Raw genomic sequence first — 21,999 nt, 5'->3', positions numbered from 1 at the left:
CGCACGGGCGGCCCTCCCTCGTCCTGGGGCTCCCTCGCAGAGGCGGCCCACCCTCGGCCACGGAGTCTCCTTGACCTCTTCGCGCACCGGATCGCCCGCCCGACTGTCCGCCCTCGCCGACCCCGCCGTCGCCGGCGGCCGCCGGCTGGTGTGGCTCGCCTCGGGGGAGGACGGCAGCCCGCTCGGCACCGCCTCGCTGCGGCTGTTCGGCAGGGACGGGCAGCGGCATCTCGCCGAGGCCGACGTCCGCGTCCACCCCGCCGAACGCCGCCGGGGCGTGGCGACGCTGCTGCTCGGCGCCGCCGTCGACGCCGCGCGGGAGGACGGGCGGCGCAGCGTCGTCGCCCGGGCCGACAGCGGGAGTCCGGGCGCCGGCTTCCTCGCCGCGCGCGGCTTCGAGACCGCGCTGACGCTGATCCACGCCCGGCTGCCGCTGGCGTCGGCGGACGTGCCGGCGCTGACCGCGCTCGTGGCCGGGGCACCCGCCGGATACCGGCTCACGTCCTGGGAGGGCGTGGTGCCCGACGAGCTCGCCGAGAGCTACGTCGCCTCGCGCCGCGCCATGGACGACATGCCGATGGGGACCGTCGACCACGGCCGGGTCGTCTGGGACCTGGACCGGGTGCGGGCCGCTGCCGCCGCCGTCGCCGACCGCGGCGACCTGCTGCACACCGTGGCCGCCGTCGACGAGACCGGCGGATCGCTCGTGGGCTTCACGGAACTCGTCGTCCCCGGGAGCGGGGAGGGCGACGCCCAGCACTACGGCACGGCCGTCCTGCCCGAGCACCGGGGGCACGGCCTCGGCGCCCTGCTGAAGGCCGCCTCGATCCTGCACGCCCGTGAGCGCCACCCCCGGCTCGGCGGACTGCTCACCGACACGGCGGAGCACAACCACCCCATGCGCGGGGTCAACGACCGGCTCGGCTACCGCCCCACGCACACCGCCCTGGAGTTCCAGCTGCCCCTCTGACTCACCCCTCGCGCGGCCAGTTCTCCAGGGCCACGTGCAGGGCCTGGACCGCCCGGTCCCAGGAGCGCCGTACATCGCGCGGTGCGCCGAAGCCGCCGGCCGCCTCCAGGGCGCAGTAGCCGTGGAAGGTGCTGCGCAACAGGCGTACGGCGTCGGTGAGATCGGGTTCGGCGAGGCCGTACGCCCGGAGCATGCCGTAGGTGATGTCTGCGGTACGGCGCATCGCGGGCGAGCCGGCGACCAGGTCCTGGTCGATGCGGATCTGCGTCGCCGCGTACCGCCCGGGGTGCGCCAGGGCGTACTCCCGGTAGGCGTTCGCGAAGGCCACCAGGGCGTCCTTGCCCGCGCGGCCCGCGACCGCCTCGGCGATACGGTCGACCAGCTCGCCGCCCGCGTACAGGGCGAGCCGGGTGCGCAGATCGTTCAGGCCGCGCACATGCGCGTACAGGCTCGCGTCCTTCACGCCGAAGTGCCGGGCCAGCGCGGACAGGGTGACCTGCTCGAAGCCCGCCTCGTCGGCGAGTTCGGCCGCGGCGGCGACCAGCCGGTCCACGGTGACACCGGCACGGGCCATGGGGCCGCCTCCTCGACGAGAAACCTGGGGTATCCAGGAAAAAGCCTAGTGGGCCCAGGTTCGGCAGCGTGTTCCCCGGGTCGTCACCAGCGCCACGTCCTCCGCGCGGACGCGAAGGGCGTGCCGTGCGGTCTCCTCGCCGCGGGCCGGGTCGGGGTCCCACAGCCATACGGTGTCCCCGCTCGGCTGGAACGAGACCACCGGGTGCGTGGTCGGGACGGGCCCGTTGACCACGGCGGTCTCCTCGTCGAGCGGCCGCACGCAGACGAGCTCGGGGCGCAGCCCGAACCAGGCGGGGGGACGGCGGCCCTCGGCGGCCGCGTCCATGGCCCGGTCGGCGGCCCGCTCCACGTCGTCGAGCGCGAGCTGCACCACCGTCAGGACGGCGACCAGCCCCGCGAGGCCCAGCATCACGCGGAAGAACCCGCTGATCAGCGCCTGCACGTTGAAGTGCCGGGCCCAGCCCGCCAGCGCTATCAGCCCGAGGAGGAAGAGCAGTGCCACGGCCAGCGGCCGGAACGCCACCGCGTACCGCCAGTAGAAGCCCACGTGCACCGCGTTCGCCGGGACGCCGAACACGTCCTCCAGATAGACGGCGTGCAGGAACGACCCGACCCACGGCATGGCGAACGGCAGCGGCGCGACGAGCACCGGCAGGAACCACTGCACGTTGCGGCTGAACCAGGAGGCGCTGAGCGCGTACCAGAGGCCGAAGCCCGCGAGGCCCACGCCCAGGGTGATGCCCAGGCCGGCCAGCAGCCCGGACAGTCTCAGGTCGTCGTCCCGTCCCCACATCCAGCCGAGGAACGTCATGGCGCCGGTCAGGACCAGACCGCAGCCGAGGCGGACCAGCCACGGGCGCGGCGCGTTCGCGGTCAGCCACGCGCCCACGGGCCAGGAGATCGCGGCCGGTACCAGCAGGGCCGTGAACCGCCACGGCGACCGGTACGCGCCGACCGTGCCGCCGCTCGTCACGCACGCCAGCGCGATCGCGCACAGCACCACGGCGATCGCGGCGTTCCGCCCCTGCTCGGCGGGCTCGGCGGCGGTGTCGCCGGGGCCCATGCTCCGCCGTATGTCGTGCGCCCCGGGGTCGAACGCCGGGCCGCCGATGTTCCGCCCCGCCAGCTCGGCGAGCGCCTGCTCCCGCCGCTCCTCGGCGTACGGGCCGCGCAGGTGCAGGGTGTGCCGTACGTCCCAGCCGCCGACGGCGATCCAGTGCTCGGCGAACCAGCGCAGGACGGGGCCCGCGTCGTCCGGCACCCTGCGGTGGACGTGGAAGGTGGTGTGCGGACCGGCGGATCTGCGCGGGACGAGTTTGCTCTCCCGCACCCACAGGTCGAGCTTGCGCCGGTCCGCGAGGGTGGTCAGCCGTTCCACGGCCGCCGACCTCGCGGTCCAGGTCGAGCCGTGCACCGGTATCTCCACGAGCAGCGCCGTGTGTCCGTCGGCGGTGGTGACCGAGTCGGCGTCCCGGGCCGGGCGCACGCCCCAGCCCTGGGCGGTCAACAGGCTTGTCGTCAGGTCCCGTTCGTCCTGGTCGTCCCGGACCTCGACGAGCAGGCGGACCCTGCGGTTGTACGGGCCGAGTGGCTCGGGCGTCACCGGCGCCCGCCGCCGTCGGACCGGGCGGCCGGTTCGCTGGTGCTCATCCTGCTCCTCGTCTCTGGCCCGACAGGCTCCGCGACGCAGTCTGGCACAGGGTTCTGAGGAGGTGTCAGGCGCCTGTGTGCGTATGCGCTCCGCGGGTTCCGTCGGTCGACCGGGTCCGCCAGGGCGCCTGGTACGGCATGGACCGGCTCGTCATCACGCTCGGGGGAGTTCAGCCGCCGAACACGTCCCGCACGAAGGCATCGCCGAACTTCCCCGCCGGGTCCAGCTCCCGGGCCGGCGCCGCGAAGTCGTCCCGGCGCGGATACGGGGAGCGCACCCGCGCCGCCGGCGTCTCGACGCCTTGCCCCAGTGCGGCCGCGCCCCGAACGGCTCCAGCGCCGCCTCCACCGCACGCACCACCGGCAGCACGGCCCCGGCGTCCGCGACCCAGGTGAAGTGCACCGCCACCGAGTCCCGCCCGTACGCCGGGCTCGGCCACTGCTCGCCGGCGGCAACCGTGCGCACCTCGCAGATCCGGAGCACGGACGCCACGGTGTCCCGGACCCGGTCGAGCGCGCCCAGCGCCGCCCCGGCGTACGGGCGCGCCAGCGGGTACCCGCTCGCCCGCCCAGTCCGTCACCGCCGCGACGCCGGTCACGCGGTCCCCTCTCCGAGGTGTGGAGCGTGTCGGGTGCATCACATCACCACGGGCCCGACCGCCCCGAGCCCGGACCCGCCTGCGCGTCCGATCGGGAAGGGGCATACCGTGAGGAGTCGTACGACTGGACTAGGGAGGAGACACGGGATGGGCAGCCGCACCGCGCTCGTCGAGGATCTGATGGAGCGCTTCCCGCACGTGCCGCGGGAGGCCGTCTTCAAGGAGGACCTGCTCCGCGGAGGCGTGGCCTTCGACGCCTCCGCCCTCAGCGACAACGAGAGCGGAGAGGTGAAACCCAAGTCGTACTTCATCTTCTCCTTCGACCACGGCACCCTCCCCGAGCTGGGCGAGGCCGCGCTGCGCCGGCCCCCGGAGGAGATCATCCTCACCGGCGGGCCCTACGACCTGCGCCGCACCGTGGTCTCCGTACGGGTGAACCCCGCCTCTCCCTACCGGGTCGCCGCCGACGAGGAGGGCCTGCTCGGCCTCTACCTGGACGGCACGCGGATCGCGGACGTGGGCGTGCCGCCCATGCCGGAGTACTACCGGCACAAGCTCTCCAACGGGAAGTCCGTGATGGAGGTCGCCCCGACCATCCAGTGGGGCTACCTGATCTACCTCACCGTCTTCCGGGTCTGCCAGTACTTCGGCGCCAAGGAGGAGTGCCAGTACTGCGACATCAACCACAACTGGCGCCAGCACAAGGCCGCCGGGCGCCCGTACACGGGTGTGAAGGACGTCGACGAGGTCCTGGAGGCGCTGGAGATCATCAACCGGTACGACACCGCGAAGGCGTCGACCGCGTACACGCTCACCGGCGGCGCCATCACCTCCAAGCTCCAGGGCCGCGACGAGGCCGACTTCTACGGCATGTACGCCAAGGCCATCGAGGAGCACTTCCCCGGCCGCTGGATCGGCAAGGTCGTCGCGCAGGCGCTGCCCAAGGACGACGTGCAGCGGTTCAAGGACTACGGCGTGCAGATCTACCACCCCAACTACGAGGTGTGGGACCGCCGTCTGTTCGAGCTGTACTGCCCCGGCAAGGAACGCTACGTCGGCCGCGACGAGTGGCACCGGCGCATCCTCGACTCGGCCGACGTGTTCGGCGCGCGCAACGTCATCCCCAACTTCGTCGCGGGCGTGGAGATGGCCGAGCCGTTCGGCTTCACCACCGTCGACGAGGCCGTCGCGTCCACCACCGAGGGCCTGCGCTTCTTCATGTCGCACGGCATCACGCCCCGCTTCACCACCTGGTGCCCCGAGCCCACCACCCCGCTCGGCAAGGCCAACCCGCAGGGCGCCCCGCTGGAGTACCACATCCGTCTGCTGGAGGCCTACCGCGCCACCATGGACGAGTTCGGCCTGACCTCCCCGCCCGGATACGGCCCGCCCGGACCCGGCAACGCGGTGTTCTCCGTCAGCTCCTTCATGGACAGCCTCCCGGCCGCGGATCCGGCCGCCGTCTGACCCGCGCGCACCCGCCGACGGGCCCCGCTCCCAACGGAGTCGGGGCCCGTCGGCATCTGAACAGCTCGCTTGTCAGTTGTGTCACATACGTGAAAGGCTCGGTCTGTAGCGGGGCTTCCCCACAACTCCCCATCTCCTGAGGCGAGTTGACCTCGCATATCCATGCAGGAGAGTCATGCCCGACCTGCCGAGCCCGCGGAACGCCACCGAGGCGGCGCTCTTCTCCGAGTACTGGGACACGGTCCTGTCCTACGCCGACCTGTGCACGTCCGGCTCCGCGGCCGCACACGACCTCGCCCACGAGGCGCTCACCGAGGGCCTGCGCGAGCTGCGCGCCGAGGAGAACGGCACCGGCGGCAACCCGGGCCGCCGCGTCCCCCGGCTGCCCGCCGTCCCCCAGCTGCTGACCGCCGTACGCGCCACCGCCGCCGCCTGGGAGACCCAGGGGCACGGCCACCGTCTCGCCCCCGACCTGCGGCTGTGGCTGCACTCCGAACAGGCCGCCCGCTACACCGGACCGCCGCTGCGCCGCCCCCTCGCCCTGCGCGCCCTGCGCGACATGCAGGAGTCGGACGCGGACCTGCTGTGGCTGACCGAGGTCGAGTCGCTGCCGTCGGCGGCCGTGGCCCGCAGGCTGCGCCTGGACCCGGCCGGCCTCGCGGAGGAGCTCGCCGAGGTGCGCGGCCTGTTCCGCGACCGCTGCCGGCGCGGCCATCTCGACCGGCCCATGGACGCCGAGTGCCGCGCCTACGCCCGGCTGCTCGACGCCGTCACCCGCGCCCCGGTCGGTGAGACCCCCGAGGACCTCTCCCACCACCTCGCCCGCTGCGCCCAGTGCGCCGAGGCCGCCGCCTGTCTGCGCCCGCACGGCGGCGGACTGCCCGCGGCCCTGGCCGGCGGCGTCATCGGCTGGGGCGGCCTCGCCTATCTGGAACGCCGCCGCCGCGCGGCCGAGGTCCGGCTGGGCCCCGGCCGGCCCGACTTCGGCGCGGAGACGGAGCCGGGCAACCGGGGGCGGGTACTGCGCAACGGTCTGATCGTCGCCGCGGTCCTCGTCTCGATGCTGGCGCTGGCGGTCTCGCTGATGCCGTTCGGCGGCACGGGCGACGAGGCCGCGCGGCGCGGCACCGACGACCGGCGGCCGGTCGCGGACACCCGGCCCTCGCCGCAGGAGCCCACGCGGGCGCCCTCCTCGCCGGGAACCACCGGGTCCCCGGCCGCCCCCTCGCCGTCCCCGTCCGCGGCGAGGACCCCGGACGGCGCTTCCGGGCGGCCGTCCGTCAAGACCGTCCCCAGAACCCGGGGCACCGCCCCGACGGCCGCCACCACGACCGCCCCCTCGCCCAGCGCCCCGCCCGCCTGCCGGGCCACCTACACCCTCGACAACGAGTGGCCCGACGGCTTCCAGGCCACCGTCACCGTCACCACCGAGCAGGCCCTCGACGACTGGCGGCTGACCTGGTCCTTCCCGGACGGGCAGCGGGTGACCCAGATGTGGGACGCGGACCACACCCAGCAGGGCTCCCGGGTCGCCGTCACCGCCGCGTCCTACAACCGGGCCGTCCCCGCCGGAGGCCGCCTGTCCTTCGGCTTCCTCGGCTCCTGGTACGACGAGAACGGCCCGGCGAGCGGCTTCGCCCTCAACGGGAAGCCGTGCGCGGGTAGTTGAGGCGTGGCCGGGCCCGGCGGACACCGGGCCCGGGGCGCGCGGGAAAAACCCGTTGACGAGCCCGAGGGGGTTACGGCTACGGTGTGCGTGTTCTTTCCGAGGCGAGTCGTGAACGAGGAGGTGCCGACGATGGCTGTCACTGCGATGGGCGCTGCCCGCATTCAGATCATCAAGTCCACCTCCGTGGCCGCCGGCTGACACACCTTCCTTCGCCGGGGCCGCCCTTGGGAAGGGTTCCCCCTTGACCTCCAGCGCTTTCGCTGACGCTTTCACCGCTCTCGCTCCCTACGGCTGGGACGGGGCATGGGCGGACGAGTTCGCCCCCTACGACACCGAGGGCCTGCTGCCGGGCCGGGTCGTCCGGGTCGACCGCGGCCAGTGCGACGTCGTCACCGCCGACGGGACCGTCCGGGCCGACACCGCCTTCGTCACCCCGCACGACCCGCTGCGGGTCGTGTGCACCGGCGACTGGGTCGCCCTCGAGGCCGACGGCAGTCCGCGGTACGTCCGCGCGTATCTGCCGCGCCGTACCGCGTTCGTGCGGTCCACCTCCTCCAAGCGGTCCGAGGGACAGATCCTCGCCGCCAACGTCGACCACGCGATCGTCGCCGTCTCGCTGGCCGTCGAGCTCGACCTCGGCCGGGTCGAGCGGTTCCTCGCCCTGGCCTGGGAGTCGGGCGCCCAGCCTGTGGTCGTCCTCACCAAGGCCGACCTCGTGCCCGACCCGGTCGCCCTGGCGTATCTCGTCCAGGACGTGGAGACCACCGCGCCCGGCGTGACCGTGCTGACCGTCAGCGCGCACGACGGGGAGGGCCTCGACGTCCTCGCCGCGACCGTCGGCGGCGGTACGTCCGTGCTTCTCGGGCAGTCCGGTGCGGGCAAGTCCACGCTGGCCAACGCGCTGCTCGGGGTGGACGTCATGGACGTCCAGGCCACCCGGGACGCGGACGGCAAGGGGCGGCACACGACCACCACCCGCAATCTGCTGCCGCTGCCCGGCGGCGGTGCGCTGATCGACACGCCCGGGCTGCGCGGGGTCGGGCTGTGGGACGCCGAGGGCGGGGTCGGGCAGACGTTCTCCGAGATCGAGTCGCTGGCGGAGCGGTGCCGGTTCCATGACTGTGCGCATGAGGTGGAGCCGGGCTGTGCGGTGCGCTCCGCGTTGGAGAGCGGGGAGCTTTCTCAGCGGCGGCTGGACAGTTATCGGAAGTTGCTTCGGGAGAATCAGCGGATCGTGGCGAAGACGGATGCGCGGGTTCGGGCGGAGATCCGTAAGGAGTGGAAGCGGAAGGGGGCGGCTGGGAGGGCCGCGATGGAGTTCAAGCGTGGGGGGCGGTAGGGGCCGGTGCCGGGTTTCGGGTGCCGGGCGGTCGTGGCTTTTCGCGCAGTCCCCCGCGCCCCTGAAGCCATGCGCAGTTCCCCGCGCCCCTAAAAGATTGCGCAGTTCCCCGCGCCCCTGAGGACTGCGCAGTTCCTCGCGTCCCCAAGGGATTGCGCAGTTCCTCGAGCCCCTAAAAGAATGCGCGGTTCCCGCCCCGTCCCCGAGCGATTGCTCAGTCCTCGCGGCCCTGAAAAAGACTGCGCGGTTCCCGCGCCCCTCGAGGGGCGCGGGAACCGCGCGATCTTTAAGGGGGGTGGGGAGTTCTGTGTCCGAAAGCCGCCAGCGCGGGGTTGGGGTGGGGGCGGAGACTGGGGGTGTGATGGATGAGGACAGCAGGTACGAGGCGGTGCGGAGCCGGGACGCCCGGTTCGACGGGGCGTTCTACTTCGCCGTGTCGACGACCGGCGTCTACTGCCGTCCGAGCTGTCCGGCCGTGACCCCCAAGCGGCGCAACGTGAGGTTCTTCCCCACGGCCGCCGCCGCCCAGGGCCACGGGTTCCGGGCCTGCCGGCGGTGCCGGCCGGACGCCTCGCCCGGGTCCGCCGAGTGGAACGCCCGCGCGGACGTCGTGGGACGGGCCGTGCGGCTGATCGGGGACGGCGTCGTGGACCGGGAGGGCGTGGCCGGGCTCGCCGGGCGGCTGGGATACAGCGCCCGGCAGGTCCAGCGGCAGCTCACCGCCGAGCTGGGCGCCGGGCCGGTCGCGCTGGCCCGCGCCCAGCGGGCGCACACCGCGCGGGTGCTGCTCCAGACGACCGAGCTGCCCGTCACCGAGATCGCCTTCGCCTCGGGCTTCGCGAGCGTCAGGCAGTTCAACGACACCGTCCGGACCGTCTACGCCCTCACCCCCAGCGGACTGCGCGCCGCCGCGCACAGGGGCGGGCACAGGCCCCGGCGCGCCGGGACACCCACCGCGGGGATTCCGCTGCGGCTCGCCCACCGCGGGCCGTACTCCGCCGCCGCGGTGTTCGACCTGCTGGCGCACGAGGCCGTGCCCGGGGTGGAGGAGGTCGGCGGCCCGGCCGGGGCGCGCGTCTACCGCCGTACGCTGCGGCTGCCGTACGGGAGCGGGATCGCGGCCGTCGAGGAGCGGACCGCGGCGGGCGCCCCGGGAGCCGTGCGTCCCGGCGGCTGGCTGGAGGCCCGGCTCCACCTCACCGACCCGCGCGATCTCACCACGGCCGTGCAGCGGCTGCGGCGGCTGTTCGACCTGGACGCCGACCCGTACGCCGTCGACGAGCGGCTCGGGGCCGACCCCCGGCTCGCCCCGCTGGTCGCCGCCCGGCCGGGGCTGCGCTCGCCGGGCGCCGCCGACCCCGACGAACTGGCGATACGGGCCCTGGTCGGACGCGGCGAGGCCGAGCGTCTCGTCCGCGCCTACGGCAAGGCCCTCGACGCACCCTGCGGCAGCCTCACCCACCTGTTCCCCGAGCCGGCCGTCCTCGCCGAGGCCGAGCCGGACGGGACGGCGGGGCCGCTGGCCGCCGCGCTCGCGGACGGCGTCGTAAGGCTGGACGCGGGCGCGGACCGCGACGACGCCGAGGCGGCCCTGCGCGCGCTGCCCGGCATGGACGCCGCCGTGATCGCCGCCGTCCGCACCCGCGCCCTCGGCGACCCCGACGTCGCCCCGCCCGGCGAGGACGTCTCCGACGCCTGGCGCCCCTGGCGCTCGTACGCCGTACGCCATCTGCGCACGGCCCGTGATCTGGAGTACGCATGACCACGCACTGGACCCGTCTCGACAGCCCGCTCGGGCCGATCCTGCTCACCGCCGACCCCGACGGCACCCTGACCTCGCTGTCGCTGCCCGGGCAGAAGGGCGGGCGGAGCGTGCGGGAGGACTGGGCGCACGATCCCGCGCTGTTCCGGGAGGCCGGGGAGCAGCTCGCCGCGTACTTCGCGCACGACCTCAAGGAGTTCTCGCTGCCGCTGCGCAGCGAGGGCACCGCGTTCCGCGAGCGGGTGTGGACGGCCCTGGAGTCCGTGCCCTACGGCTCGACCGTCAGCTACGGCGAGATCGCCGCCCGCATCGGCGCCTCCCGTGCCGCCGTACGAGCCGTCGGCACCGCGATCGGCGCCAACCCGCTGCTGGTGCTGCGCCCCTGCCACCGTGTGATCGGCGCGGACGGCTCCCTCGTCGGCTATGCGGCGGGCCTGGACCGCAAACGGCTCCTGCTCGGCCTCGAAGACGCCCTGTAGCCCGTAGGGCGTGTTTCGCCCGAGGGCCTACGTCCTCGTCCCCCGGTCAGCCCCAGATCACCGCGCCCAGCCACGCCCCGGCGATCAGCAGGCAGGTGAACAGTTCCGTGAGCACGCTGGAGCCGCCGTTGCGCATCGCCTGGCGCAGGGCGGCGCGGGCCTCGCCGCCGCGGCCCAGGCGCAGCCGCTCGGACAGGTAGATGCCCCCCATGAAGCCGGGGATCGCCCCCAGCACGGGGACCAGGAAGAACCCGAGGAACGCGCCCGTCCCCGCGTACACCGCCATCCGTGGGGTGGCGCCGCTGGCGCGCAGCCGCCTCGGCGGCAGAGCCCAGCGCACCACCTGGGACAGGAACAGCGCGAGCGTGGCCCCGACCAGCACCCACCACGCCACCGGTTGCGGGTCCTTCAGCGCCCACCACAGCACCGCGGCCCACACCAGCCACGACCCCGGGACGCCCGGCACCAGCACCCCGCCCAGGCCGAGCAGGATCACGCTGCCGACCAGCAGGATCTCCCACACGCCCATCTGCCCAGCGTGCAGGAGGACGCCCAGCGTCGCAGGTCAGCGTGAATCCGGGCTCCAAGCGGACCGGCCCTGGCGGAAACCGGCCACGGCGCGGATCCGCCTCGGACATCATCCCCGTAGGCCTGATCGCTCTGCCAATGTGTTGGCCAACGGTTCACTGATCCGGACCGGATCGCGCAGACGTCACCGGGCGGTTCTCCCGTGGGGGGGGAGCCGCCCGGTGGCCCCGTGAGGGCCGGGACGACGGCTTCCTGTGCGCCGCGCGATGCCCGGCAGGCCCTGGCACCTTCGTTCGAAGGCTCCCTGGCACGCAGTCAGCCTTGGTCCGGGCGCACGGGATTTTCCTGATGCCCCGTTTTCAACCCGCCCGCGCGGTGGACAATGAGGGTCATGAGCCAGCAGGGGGGAAGGCCCACCGATCCCGTTCCCGAGGACGACTGGTGGGGGCAGCTGTACGACGACCGCACTTCGGACACCGGCCCCACGGGCGCCGCGGATTCCCTGGACGACCGTTTCGCCTCGGCCTCCGGGGTGGCGGGGGAGGACCTCGCGGACTCCGGCGGGCCCCCCTCGGTCCCGGGACCCCGCGAGGGTGACGGAGGCGGTGGCAGGGTGCCCGCCGACCCCGTCGCGGACGCCCGTGAACCGGATCCGCGTGCGCCCGCCCGCTCTCCCGCTCCCGCCGACGACGGCACCGGCGCCCCGCGCTCCGCGTCCCGCCCGCCGAGGACCCGCGCCCCCTGGGAGCGCCCGACCGCCGTACCGGGCGGTCCGGCCGGCTTCCCGGCCGACTCCGGCCAGGCCGCCCCGGCACCGCGGCCACCGGCGGGCGGCACCACGTCGACCACCGGTGACGCGGCACCGCTCCCGGACGACTCCCCGAAGGACACCGACACCCGCCGGCTCTCCGTGACCCGCGCCCCCCGGCCCGTCCACCTCGGCTCCGGTCCGCCCACCTACGAGGCCGAGCCCACCACCCTGCCCCCGGCCGACCCCGGCGACCTCACGGACCTGGTCGCGGACACCGTGCTGGACGGCGCCCGATGCGGCGCGGGCACCCTGCGGGCGGTGTCCGTGCGCGGCGACTCGGCCCGGTACCGCGGCGAGCCGCGCCGGGACGCGCTGCTCGTCGCCCGGTTCGGCGCCGGTGAGCAGGCGCTGGTGCTCGTCGCGATGGCGACCGGCGCGCGGGCCACTGCCGGGGCGCACCGGGCGGCGGCCGAGGTGTGCCGGTGGATCGGGCAGGCCGTAGGCCGCAGCCATGTCCGCCTCGCGGAGGACATCCGCTCCGGCCGGCGCGGCGACCTGAAGTCCGGGCTGCACCGCCTCACCGACCGCAGCCTCGGCAGGCTGCGCGCCGGCGCCGCCGAGCAGGGGGTCCCCCCGGCGGAGTACGCGGCGACCCTGCGCTGTCTGCTGCTGCCGGGGGACCCCGAGTGCCGTACGCGGGTGTTCTTCGGGGTCGGCGCGGGCGGGCTGTTCCGGCTGCGGGACGGGGTGTGGCGGGACATCGAGCCCGCGGCGACCGAGGTGACGGGAGAGCCCGTCGTCGGCTTCGGCTCGCCGTCCGCCGACGCGCTCGCCGCGACGCCCGCCGAGACCCCCGAGGGCGACCGGCTGACCCTGGAGCTCGGCATCCCGAAACCCCCGAGCCCCTACGAACCCGCCCCGCAGCCACCGCGCGAGCCCTTCCGCTTCCGCGCCTCGGTAGCCCGCCCGGGTGACACCCTGCTGCTGTGCACGGACGGTCTCGCGGAGCCCCTGCGCGGCGAACCCGAGCTGTGCGCGCACCTCACCGAGCGGTGGTCCGGCCCCGAGGCGCCCGGCCTCGCGGCCTTCCTCGCCGACACCCAGGCCCGGGTCAAGGGGTACGCCGACGACCGGACGGCGGCCGCCGTGTGGGAGGCGTAGCGGCGCCGGGTGTGGATTGATGGAAACCCACAGGGATCCTCCCGGAGACCGAAGGGCACCCGACCGCCATGGCCAAGCAGAACGTCGCCGAACAGTTCGTGGACATCCTCGCCCGCGCCGGGGTCAGACGCCTGTACGGCGTCGTGGGCGACAGCCTCAACCCCGTCGTGGACGCCGTACGCCGCAGCTCCGCCGTCGACTGGGTGCACGTGCGCCACGAGGAGACCGCCGCCTTCGCGGCCGGCGCGGAGGCCCAGATCACCGGGAGACTGACCGCCTGCGCCGGCTCCTCCGGTCCCGGCAACCTCCATCTGATCAACGGCCTGTACGACGCCCACCGCTCGATGGCCCCGGTCCTCGCGCTCGCCTCGCAGATCCCCTCCGGCGAGATCGGCCTCGGCTACTTCCAGGAGACCCACCCGGACCAGCTGTTCCGCGAATGCAGTCACTACAGCGAGCTGATCTCCAGTCCGCGGCAGATGCCCCGGCTGCTCCAGACCGCCGTCCAGCACGCGATCGGCCGGGGCGGCGTCAGCGTGGTCGCCCTGCCCGGCGACATCGCCGCCCAGCCCGCCCCGGACAAGCCGGTCGAGACCGCGCTGGTGACCGACCGGCCGACGGTGCGCCCCGGTGACGCGGAGATCGACAAGCTGGTCGAGCTGATCGACCGCGCCGAACGGGTCACCCTGTTCTGCGGCAGCGGCACGGCGGGCGCCCACGCCGAGGTGATGGAGTTCGCGGCGAAGATCAAGTCCCCGGTGGGCCACGCCCTGCGCGGCAAGGAGTGGATCCAGTACGACAACCCCTACGACGTCGGCATGAGCGGCCTGCTCGGCTACGGGGCCGCCTACGAGGCAACCCACCAGTGCGACCTGCTCATCCTGCTGGGCACCGACTTCCCGTACAACGCCTTCCTGCCCGACGACGTGACCATCGCCCAGGTCGACGTACGGCCCGAACGGCTCGGCCGCCGCTCCCGGCTGGACCTCGCGGTGTGGGGCGACGTCAGGGAGACCCTGCGCTGTCTCGTCCCGCGGGTGCGGACCAAGGAGAACCGGCGCTTCCTGGACAAGATGCTGAAGAAGCACGCCGAGGCGCTGGAGGGGGTGGTCAAGGCCTACACCCGCAAGGTGGACCGGCATGTGCCCATCCACCCCGAGTACGTGGCCTCCGTGCTCGACGAACTCGCCGACGACGACGCGGTGTTCACCGTCGACACCGGCATGTGCAACGTCTGGGCGGCCCGTTACCTCACCCCCAACGGGCGGCGGCGGATCATCGGCTCCTTCTCGCACGGCTCGATGGCCAACGCGCTGCCGATGGCGATCGGCGCGCAGTTCACCGACCGCGGCCGGCAGGTGGTGTCGATGTCCGGGGACGGCGGATTCGCCATGCTGATGGGCGACTTCCTCACCCTCGTCCAGTACGACCTGCCCGTGAAGGTGGTGCTGTTCAACAACTCCTCGCTCGGCATGGTCGAGTTGGAGATGCTCGTCGCCGGTCTGCCGTCGTACGGCACCGCGAACAAGAACCCGGACTTCGCGGCCGTCGCCCGCGCCTGCGGCGCCTACGGCGTCCGGGTGGAGAAGCCGAGACAGCTCTCAGGAGCGCTCAAGGACGCCTTCAAGCACAAGGGACCCGCGCTCGTGGATGTCGTGACCGACCCGAACGCGCTGTCGATCCCGCCGAGGATCAGGGCCGACATGGTGACCGGATTCGCGCTGTCCGCTTCGAAGATTGTGCTGGACGGAGGCGTGGGGCGGATGCTCCAGATGGCCCGCTCCAATCTGCGCAACGTCCCCCGGCCCTGACGCGAGAGGTCCGGATCCCCGGCAGTCGTGCCAACCGGTATGACTGTCCCGGTGCCCACGGGGCATGGATTCCCGTGAACGTGTTCGAGCAGGAGGGAAACCGGCATCGGCGCGCAGGCGGGGGTCATGAACAGGCAGGTACCAAGGGGCGGTCCGCTGACTTTCGGGACGTCCTCACACTCGGCCCGGGACCGGGCCGGCGGCGCTCCCGAACGGGGGCCACAGCTCAGCCGCAGACTGGGCCGCGCGGATCTCGGGGCCGTGCCCGAGGCACGCCGGGAGCTGCGGGAACTGTTACGGCACTGGGGGAGGCCGGGACGAGCGGACATCGCGGAGCTGCTCACCAGCGAACTCGTCACCAACGCACTCGTGCACACCGACCGTGAAGCGGTCCTGACCGCCGTCGTCTCCACCCGCGGACTGCGCGTGGAGGTACGGGACTTCGTGGGCGCGAAGCCCAGGCCACGCGTACCGGCCGCCGACGACGGTACGCACGGACGGGGCCTGATCCTGGTCGAGTCGCTCGCCGACGACTGGGGCGTACAGGCGCACGGAGTGGGCAAGTCCGTCTGGTTCGAGCTCGGCGCGGACGCCGCGTGAACCCCTGACCACGCGGCAGGGGCACGGTCCCTGACGAGCCGTGCCCCTGCCGCGTGTACCTCGTACCGCCCGGGCCTGCCTGGCAGGCCTGTCAGGCCCTAGCCGAACTGCTGCTCCAGGTCCTTGAGCTTGCGCTCCAGGGAGTCCAGGCGCGGCAGGGCCATGGTGTCGTCCTCAGCGGTGAGGTCGACGGTGATCGGCTCAGTACTCTGGCGCACCGGCTGGAGGGAGGGCCGCGAACGCACGGGCAGCTGCTCCGGCGTCGATATGGCAGGCTCCGCGGAGACACGCTCGGAACTCGCTCGCTCCACGGCCGGCATCTCCGCCTGCCGTCCGAGGCCACGGCCGGGGAACGGACCCCGGTGGCCCCGGCTGATGGCCTTCAGCTGAGCCCGCTCCACGCGCTGCTGCTCGCGGCGGCGCCGCTGGGTCTCCTCCTTCTGGCGCATGTCCTCGCGCACCTCCTCGACGGCCTCGTCCAGGCTGCGCACGTTCTCCAGGAGCATGAGCGACCAGGCGCGGTACGTCTCACGCGGCGCCCGCAGCCAGCGGACCATGCGGATCTGCGGCAGCGGGCGGGGCACCAGGCCCTGCTCGCGCAGCGCGGCCCGGCGGGTCTGCTTCAGCGCCCGGTCGAACAGCACCGCCGCGGAGAGGGACATGCCCGCGAAGAAGTGCGGGGCGCCCGCGTGGTCGATGCCGCGCGGGGCGTGCACCCAGTTGAACCAGGCCGCGGCGAAGGCGAAGGTCCACACGAGTATCCGGGAGCCGAGAGCGGCGTCGCCGTGGCTGGCCTCACGCACCGCGAGGACGGAGCAGAACATGGCCGCCCCGTCCAGGCCGAACGGGACCAGGTACTGCCAGCCGTTCGACAGGCCGAGGTTCTGTTCGCCGAACCCGACCAGACCGTGGAAGGACAGCGCGGCCGCCACCGCGGCACAGCAGAACAGCAGCACGTAGGAGAACGTGCCGTACAGGGCCTCCTTGCGCCTGCGGCGCTCCTCGCTGCGCTCCCACGAGTCCTCCGTGCCAGAGTCCTTCCCCGAGGCGCGCTTGCCGCGCAGCACCGCCACCGCCGCCAGCATGCCCAGGAGCAGTACGGCGCCCGGAAGCAGCCAGTTCAGCGATATGTCGGTCAGTCTCATCTAGGGGTCCCTTGCATTGGGATAGGGCGTAACGCCCGCCATAGTGGCCCAAACCCTCCGGTCCTCAGGGGGTTTCGGGGCAAGAGGCCGCCAACGAAGTGCAAGGGGTTGGCCAGGACGGCGATCTGCTCGAACTGCCGCTTGAGGCGCGGGAGTTGAGTTCGAATAAGACTACCCGTACGGGCGGTTCCACGGAAAGTTCCTGTGCAGGGTGAGGAGATTGTGAAACCGCTGTAACCGAGTCGGGGGCCTCGTCCGCGACGATCCTAGCGGCTGCGCACCCCTGCTCCGACCGACCGAACGAACGTCAGGCGGCCGCGGCGGAGGTCAGTTTGGCGACCCGGTCGGTGTCACAGGTGCGCGGGCAGGTCACGCAGGTGTCCTCGGGGCGCAGGGTGTAGAAGAGGCAGCAGCTCGCCCGGTCCCGGGTGGGCAGCGTCTCGCCCCTCGGCCCGGTCAGCTCGCGGAAGGCGGGAGTGCCGACGTACGGCACGGCCGAGTCGGGCAGCAGCAGTTCCAGCTCGCGCCTCGCCCGCCGCTCCGCGTCCGCGCCGAGCTGTCCTGCGACGTACCACAGGCCCTCGACCACCTCGTCGGTGACCATGCCCCACAGGGCCCGGCCGCGCCGCCGCATGCGCGGGCCGAAGGCCGCGAGCAGCGGCTCCAGGTGCTCGGCCACCGCCGCGCGCAGCTCGGCGCGCAGGGCGTCCTCGCCGCCGACCACGCGCGCGCCGGGCAGGGCGGCGGCCGGGTCGCCCGGCAGACAGGCGAAGGAGGCGGTGCGTACGGCCAGCCGGCCTGCGGTGCGGTCGTAGGACACGTCGGCCACGCCATGGCGGGGCACCCGACGGTGCAGGAACCACGGCACGGTGAACAGCAGACAGGCGGGCCAGGCGTAGCGGTGCAGGCCGAAGCCGGCGACGACGTCCGGGCGGCCGCGCTGTCCGTAGTCCCGCAGGATCTGGGCCTCGTCCCAGGCCAGGAAGGCCTCCAGGGCCTCCCCGCCCGCCGCGAGCGAGGCCGCGGTGACCCAGCCGCCGCCCTCGGGCAGGGGCTCCGGTCCGCTCAGCTCGGTGACGGTCAGTCCCGGGTAGGCCTCGGTGAGGCGGGCATGGGCGTCCGCGAGGGCCGAGGCGGGGACAGGCATACCGGGACCACCGATTCACGAGAGGGGCGAGAGGGGTGAGCGGGGCGGGGTGGGTAGGGCGTGGGGGAGGGGGGGCGGACGGGGGTGCGGGCAGGCGTGCGGGCGCGAGCGGGGGGCGCGTGACCGAAGTAGGCAAGGCTTACCTTACTAGGTCCGTCCGGAATTTGAACTGCCCGACCTTGGGCCTAAGGTGCTTGACGGACGAGTAACAACCCGCCGTAATGACCCCAAGTACCGACAAGACCGGAGGAGGACCCGTGAACCAGGGCGCGCAGGGCTTCGCCACCGCGACGGGCCTTCCGGAGCCGGGCCCCGGCCCGGTCCGGGTGCCGCAGCAGCAGGCGGCCACCCCGGAGGCCCGTGAGCGCGGCTCCGGGGCCGCCGCCGTGCGCGGTGGGCACCCCGCCGCCACCGCCGCGGTGCGCGGTGAGCATCCCGCCGCCGAGACGCCCCTCCCGGCCCCGCGGCCCCTCGTGCAGCGCTCCTCCGTGCGCGGCCAGATCCTCGACGCGCTGCGCACCGCCCTCGTCACCGGGGAGCTGACCCCCGGCACCGTCTACTCCGCGCCCGCGCTCGGCGAGCAGTTCGGCGTCTCCGCCACGCCCGTGCGCGAGGCCATGCAGCAGCTCGCCCAGGAGGGCGCCGTCGAGGTCGTGCCCAACCGCGGCTTCCGCGTCGTGCGGCGCGACGCCCGTGAGCTCGCCGAGCTGGCCGAGGTGCGCTCGCTGCTGGAGGTGCCGGTGCTGACGCGGCTCGCGACGACCGTGCCCGCCGAGCGGTGGGCCGAGCTGCGCCCTCTTGCCGAGGCCACCGTCCTCGCCGCCTCCGCCGGGTGTCGGGCGGCCTATGCCGAGGCCGACCGCGCCTTCCACCGTGCGCTGCTCTCCGTCGCCGGCAACGATCAGCTCGTCCGTGTCGCCGACGATCTGCATCGGCGTGCGCAGTGGCCGGTGACGACCGGTCGTCATCTGCGTACCGAGTTGATGGGGGATGCCGCGCAGCATGGCGCCCTGCTGGATGCGCTGATGTCTGGGGACGGGGAGTGGGTGCGGGGGCTGCTTGCGGAGCACTTTCGACCTGCCGTCTGAGGCTGGGCCGTCCCCGGGCGTGGGGGTCTTGGCGGGGCGGTGGGGGTTCTGCCGGTTTTTGGGTGCTGGTTGTGTGTGGGTGTTCGCGCAGTTCCCCGCGCCCCTTGAGGGGGTTGTTCGCGCAGTTCCTCGCGCCCCTGAGAGGTTGCGCAGTTCCTCGCGCCCCTAAAAGCTTTGCGCGGTTCCCCGCGCCCCTGAGAGGTTGCGCGGTTCCCCGCGTCCCTAAAGCTTTGCGTAGTTCCCCGTGCGCCTGCGAGGTCGCGCAGTTCCTCGCGGCCCTTGGGGGCGGGAGTCAGGCTGTGGCTGCTGGTGGTGGGGCGAGTTGGGCTGCCAGCCAGGTGGGGACGCCGCCCAGGAGGCGGAACAGGCGGCGGGCCTCCTCGCGCAGCCGGGAGGCCTCCGGTTCGGTCTCGGCGTCGGCGAGGGAGGCCAGGGCCGGGGCCGTGCCGACCAGGTAGCCCAACTCCTCGCGCAGCCGCAGTGATTCGGCGAAGCCGTGCCGGGCCTCGGCCAACTCGCCCTCCCGCAGCGCCAGTCCGGCCAGATGCCGCCAGGTGGAGGACAGCAGCAGCGGGTCGGCGTGCGCGGCGGCGCCCGCGTGGGCCCGGCGGAACGCCGCCCGCGCGGCCTGCGCCGAGCCGCTGAGGTTCTGCGCGACCAGCCCGCGCCGGTAGTCCAGCAGGGCCCGCCCGGCGGTGTCGGGGCTGATCAGCGCGGCCGCCCGGCCGAGCGCGGCCCGCGCCTCGTCGGCCCGGTCGCGCACCCCCAGCAGGGTGGCGGCGTAGGCCAAGTGCCCGCGTTCACAAGCCGCCCCGCCCCGCTCCTCGTCGCTGTGCGCCACGGCCTCGGCCACCCGCAGCGCGTCCTCCGCCGCGTCCCAGCCCTGCTCGGTGTACAGGCAGCGTTCCACCAGCAGTGCGGCCCGCTGCAACGCGGCCGCCGCGGAGGACGGTTGGAGCAACGCGGCCGCGTCGGCCCAGCAGGCCCGTGAGCGCAGCCGCCACACCGCTGTCTGGAGTGGATCGTCACCAGCGGTCGTTCCGTAACCAGACATGGCGGTATACGCCACCTCGCCCTCCCCGAGCACGCCATCGAGCCTTGAGTGGTGGCGGCATCTCAGCACGGATCACCGGGCCCGGCCAAGGGGGTGGGTGAAGGATTTCACAAAGTCGTGTGCCGCCGCACCCGCCCCGGGGCCGTCCGGCGAATCGCCGCCCGCCGCGCGGTGCCCGGCACATACCCCCCGGGAGCTCAGCTCATCCGCAGCGCCAGGAAGAAGTCCAGCTTGTCCTCGAGACGGGACAGGTCACGGCTCGTCAGCTGCTCGATCCGGCCGACGCGGTAGCGCAGTGTGTTGACGTGGAGGTGGAGCCGGGAGGCGCAGCGGGTCCAGGAGCCGTCGCACTCCAGGAAGGCCTCCAGGGTCGGGATGAGCTCGGCGCGGTGGCGGCGGTCGTAGTCGCGCAGCGGGTCCAGCAGCCGGGCGGTGAAGGCGCGGCGGACGTCGTCGGGGACGAACGGCAGCAGCAGCACGTGCGAGGCCAGCTCCTGGTGGCCGGCCGCGCACACCCGGCCGGGCCGGGCCGCCGCGACGCGCCGCGCGTGCCGCGCCTCCTCCAGTGCGCCGCGCAGCCCCTCGGCCGAGTGCACGGCCGCGCTGACGCCGAGGGTGAGGCGCCCGTCGTCGTCCAGGCCCGCCGCCAGCGGCTCCCGTACGGCCGCCAGCAGCGCGTCGGCCAGGACGCCGGGGTCCGGGCCGTCGGAGTCGCCGCCGACCGCCGGGAGCGGCACCAGGGCGATGGCCTCGTCGCCGGTGTGGGCGACGGCGATCCGGTCGGAGGGCTCGGGGCCGGTGCTGTTCGGGTCGACGAGGATCTCCTCCAGGAGGGACTGCGCGACCGGGCCGCCCTCCAGTTCGCCGTCCTCCCACTCCACCCGGGCCACCACCACCTGCCAGTGCGGCGCGGCCCCGAGGCCGGGCAGCAGCACCGGCGCAGCGACCCGCAGCCGGGCGGCGACCTCGGCGGGCGCCGCGCCCGTCTGGACCAGTTCCAGTACCTCCTGGGCGAGCCGGCGCCGGACCGTGCGGGCGGCGTCGCGGCGGTCGCGCTCGACCGCGATCAGCTGGGTGACGCCGTGCACCAGGTCCAGCCGCTCCTCGGGCCAGTCGCCCGCGTCCGCCTCGACGGCCAGCAGCCAGTCCGACAGCACGCTCTCGCGCACGTCCCGCGCGGCGGCCTGCGGGGCCCGTCCGGCCGCGGTGCCCGGCGGGCGGTGACCCCAGCCGCGGATCGGGAACAGGCTGTACGTCGTCGGGCCGGCCTGCACCCGGTGCGGGCCGCGCCGTCCGGTGCGGACGGCCGCGAGGTGCTCGCCCGCCAGCCGCGCGCACGTCTCGGCGGGCAGCGCGGGCCCGCCGAGCTTGGGGCCCGCGATCAGCCGTCCGGCCGGGGAGAGCACCCAGGCGCGCAGGTCGAGGTCGGAGCCGAGCAGGTCCAGGACCACGTCGGGCCCGCCGCCCGCGGGGCCGGAGGTCATCATCCGCCGGTGCCGGTCCACGACGGCCGCCAGGTCCCCGGCCCGCTCGCCGCTGACCTGCCGTACGACATGCTCGGTGATGGTCGCGAAGGCGACCGACTCGTGCACCGCGAACAGTGGCAGCCGGTGCCGGGCGCAGGCCAGGACCAGATCGTCCGGCACGTCCCCGAGCTCCGCCTCGCCGGCCGCGAGCGCCGCGACACCGGCCTGGGCGAGGATTCGAACGAAGGGTTCGGAGTCGTCGGTGTCCCGGCGCCAGGCCAGGCCCGTCAGGACCAGCTCGCCACCGGCCAGATAGCGGCTGGGGTCCTTGAGGTCGGTCGTCATGACGCCGCGCACGGTGCGGTCCAGCTCGTCCTCGCCGCCGAGCAGCTTCAGGCCCAGCGCGTCGGTGTCCAGCAGTGCGCGCAGCCGCATTCTCGTCGCCGCCGTTCTTTTGTCTCGAAAACTACGATGATTCTTGACGCGTCGGACCCGTCCGCGGGGCGGTCGGTCCGTGCTCGGGGGTCGCCGGACCGCCGGTCCGGGCCGTGTCCCAGGTCACGCGGGGTGTGTCTCACGTTTCCACAGGAGAGCGGGGAGGTTACTGATGACCTCCGTTCATACGAATCTACAAGATGCCTGCGACGACCAGCCAACTCCTTCATGGTTTCGGTGACTGACCCGACCGGAGCACCGCGCTGTGTACTGGCCCCACTCCGCGTTAACAGGACATGAAC

The 21,999-nt window shown here is 73.9% G+C and carries 17 protein-coding genes and 1 pseudogene; 10 read left to right on the top strand and 8 right to left on the bottom strand.

The genetic code is table 11. The features are described from left to right. Positions 1 to 70: 70 nt before the first annotated feature. Positions 71 to 970: a GNAT family N-acetyltransferase gene (locus ACFYR0_RS04105; protein WP_389321638.1), complete on the top strand. Its 900-nt coding sequence runs from the start codon at positions 71 to 73 to the stop codon at positions 968 to 970. A 1-nt stretch (position 971) separates the two neighbouring features. Here ACFYR0_RS04105 and ACFYR0_RS04100 read toward each other — a convergent pair whose 3' ends face one another. The 3 genes and pseudogenes from ACFYR0_RS04100 to ACFYR0_RS04090 form a co-directional block, all read right to left on the bottom strand. Beyond that, positions 972 to 1,544, bottom strand: a complete 573-nt coding sequence (locus tag ACFYR0_RS04100; RefSeq protein WP_389321636.1) for a TetR/AcrR family transcriptional regulator — start codon at positions 1,542 to 1,544, stop codon at positions 972 to 974. Positions 1,545 to 1,589: 45 nt separating this feature from the next. Beyond that, positions 1,590 to 3,149, bottom strand: a complete 1,560-nt coding sequence (locus ACFYR0_RS04095; RefSeq protein ID WP_389321634.1) for a hypothetical protein — start codon at positions 3,147 to 3,149, stop codon at positions 1,590 to 1,592. A gap of 217 nt (positions 3,150 to 3,366) precedes the next feature. Further along, positions 3,367 to 3,758, bottom strand: a pseudogene (locus ACFYR0_RS04090) (D-arabinono-1,4-lactone oxidase); the annotation flags it as partial. A gap of 184 nt (positions 3,759 to 3,942) precedes the next feature. On the opposite strand from ACFYR0_RS04090, the gene ACFYR0_RS04085 reads away from it, so the two are divergent. The 5 genes from ACFYR0_RS04085 to ACFYR0_RS04065 all read left to right on the top strand — a co-directional run bounded on the left by ACFYR0_RS04085 (position 3,943) and on the right by ACFYR0_RS04065 (position 10,511). Continuing rightward, on the top strand, positions 3,943 to 5,262 hold the full coding sequence (locus ACFYR0_RS04085) for a radical SAM protein (protein ID WP_389321632.1): 1,320 nt from the start codon (positions 3,943 to 3,945) through the stop codon (positions 5,260 to 5,262). Positions 5,263 to 5,437: 175 nt separating this feature from the next. Further along, complete coding sequence (locus ACFYR0_RS04080) at positions 5,438 to 6,931, top strand: cellulose binding domain-containing protein (RefSeq protein WP_389321630.1); 1,494 nt, start codon at positions 5,438 to 5,440, stop codon at positions 6,929 to 6,931. Between the two features lie 241 nt (positions 6,932 to 7,172). Beyond that, positions 7,173 to 8,270, top strand: coding sequence for a ribosome small subunit-dependent GTPase A (gene rsgA / locus ACFYR0_RS04075; protein ID WP_389321628.1), 1,098 nt, complete (start codon positions 7,173 to 7,175; stop codon positions 8,268 to 8,270). Between the two features lie 361 nt (positions 8,271 to 8,631). Further along, complete coding sequence (locus ACFYR0_RS04070) at positions 8,632 to 10,032, top strand: DNA-3-methyladenine glycosylase 2 family protein (RefSeq protein WP_389321974.1); 1,401 nt, start codon at positions 8,632 to 8,634, stop codon at positions 10,030 to 10,032. After that, positions 10,029 to 10,511: a methylated-DNA--[protein]-cysteine S-methyltransferase gene (locus ACFYR0_RS04065; RefSeq protein WP_389321626.1), complete on the top strand. Its 483-nt coding sequence runs from the start codon at positions 10,029 to 10,031 to the stop codon at positions 10,509 to 10,511. Before ACFYR0_RS04070 ends, ACFYR0_RS04065 begins: the two co-directional genes overlap by 4 nt. Positions 10,512 to 10,557: 46 nt before the next feature. Here the strand turns inward: ACFYR0_RS04065 and ACFYR0_RS04060 are convergent, their stop codons facing one another. After that, complete coding sequence (locus ACFYR0_RS04060; protein ID WP_389321624.1) at positions 10,558 to 11,040, bottom strand: DUF456 domain-containing protein; 483 nt, start codon at positions 11,038 to 11,040, stop codon at positions 10,558 to 10,560. A gap of 390 nt (positions 11,041 to 11,430) precedes the next feature. Here ACFYR0_RS04060 and ACFYR0_RS04055 point away from each other — a divergent pair, with 390 nt between their 5' ends. From ACFYR0_RS04055 to ACFYR0_RS04045, 3 genes are all read left to right on the top strand, one after another. Then, the gene (locus ACFYR0_RS04055; RefSeq protein WP_389321622.1) at positions 11,431 to 12,951 is read left to right on the top strand and encodes a protein phosphatase 2C domain-containing protein; all 1,521 of its coding nucleotides are present in this window, start codon (positions 11,431 to 11,433) and stop codon (positions 12,949 to 12,951) included. 68 nt (positions 12,952 to 13,019) lie between these two features. Further along, a complete protein-coding gene (locus tag ACFYR0_RS04050; RefSeq protein ID WP_389321620.1) occupies positions 13,020 to 14,762 on the top strand; it encodes a pyruvate dehydrogenase in 1,743 nt (580 codons plus the stop codon). 126 nt (positions 14,763 to 14,888) lie between these two features. Then, the gene (locus tag ACFYR0_RS04045) at positions 14,889 to 15,362 is read left to right on the top strand and encodes an ATP-binding protein (protein WP_389321618.1); all 474 of its coding nucleotides are present in this window, start codon (positions 14,889 to 14,891) and stop codon (positions 15,360 to 15,362) included. 98 nt (positions 15,363 to 15,460) lie between these two features. On the opposite strand, the gene ACFYR0_RS04040 is transcribed toward ACFYR0_RS04045, so the two are convergent. Together ACFYR0_RS04040 and ACFYR0_RS04035 are read right to left on the bottom strand one after the other, a co-directional pair. Beyond that, on the bottom strand, positions 15,461 to 16,507 hold the full coding sequence (locus ACFYR0_RS04040) for a DUF2637 domain-containing protein (protein ID WP_386385960.1): 1,047 nt from the start codon (positions 16,505 to 16,507) through the stop codon (positions 15,461 to 15,463). 307 nt (positions 16,508 to 16,814) lie between these two features. Further along, positions 16,815 to 17,654, bottom strand: a complete 840-nt coding sequence (locus ACFYR0_RS04035) for a (2Fe-2S)-binding protein (RefSeq protein WP_389321616.1) — start codon at positions 17,652 to 17,654, stop codon at positions 16,815 to 16,817. 257 nt (positions 17,655 to 17,911) lie between these two features. Here ACFYR0_RS04035 and ACFYR0_RS04030 point away from each other — a divergent pair, with 257 nt between their 5' ends. Then, positions 17,912 to 18,742 carry a GntR family transcriptional regulator gene (locus tag ACFYR0_RS04030; RefSeq protein WP_389321614.1) on the top strand — a complete coding sequence of 277 codons (831 nt, stop codon included), beginning with the start codon at positions 17,912 to 17,914 and terminating at the stop codon, positions 18,740 to 18,742. Between the two features lie 292 nt (positions 18,743 to 19,034). On the opposite strand, the gene ACFYR0_RS04025 is transcribed toward ACFYR0_RS04030, so the two are convergent. Further along, positions 19,035 to 19,811 carry a hypothetical protein gene (locus tag ACFYR0_RS04025; RefSeq protein ID WP_386385955.1) on the bottom strand — a complete coding sequence of 259 codons (777 nt, stop codon included), beginning with the start codon at positions 19,809 to 19,811 and terminating at the stop codon, positions 19,035 to 19,037. Between the two features lie 182 nt (positions 19,812 to 19,993). Then, positions 19,994 to 21,697, bottom strand: a complete 1,704-nt coding sequence (locus ACFYR0_RS04020; RefSeq protein WP_389321612.1) for a PucR family transcriptional regulator — start codon at positions 21,695 to 21,697, stop codon at positions 19,994 to 19,996. Between the last annotated feature and the right edge of the window lie 302 nt (positions 21,698 to 21,999).

The sequence above is a fragment of the Streptomyces sp. NPDC005017 genome (assembly GCF_042873115.1).
Taxonomy (GTDB): domain Bacteria; phylum Actinomycetota; class Actinomycetes; order Streptomycetales; family Streptomycetaceae; genus Streptomyces.
This window is presented reverse-complemented; position numbering and strand designations above follow the sequence as displayed.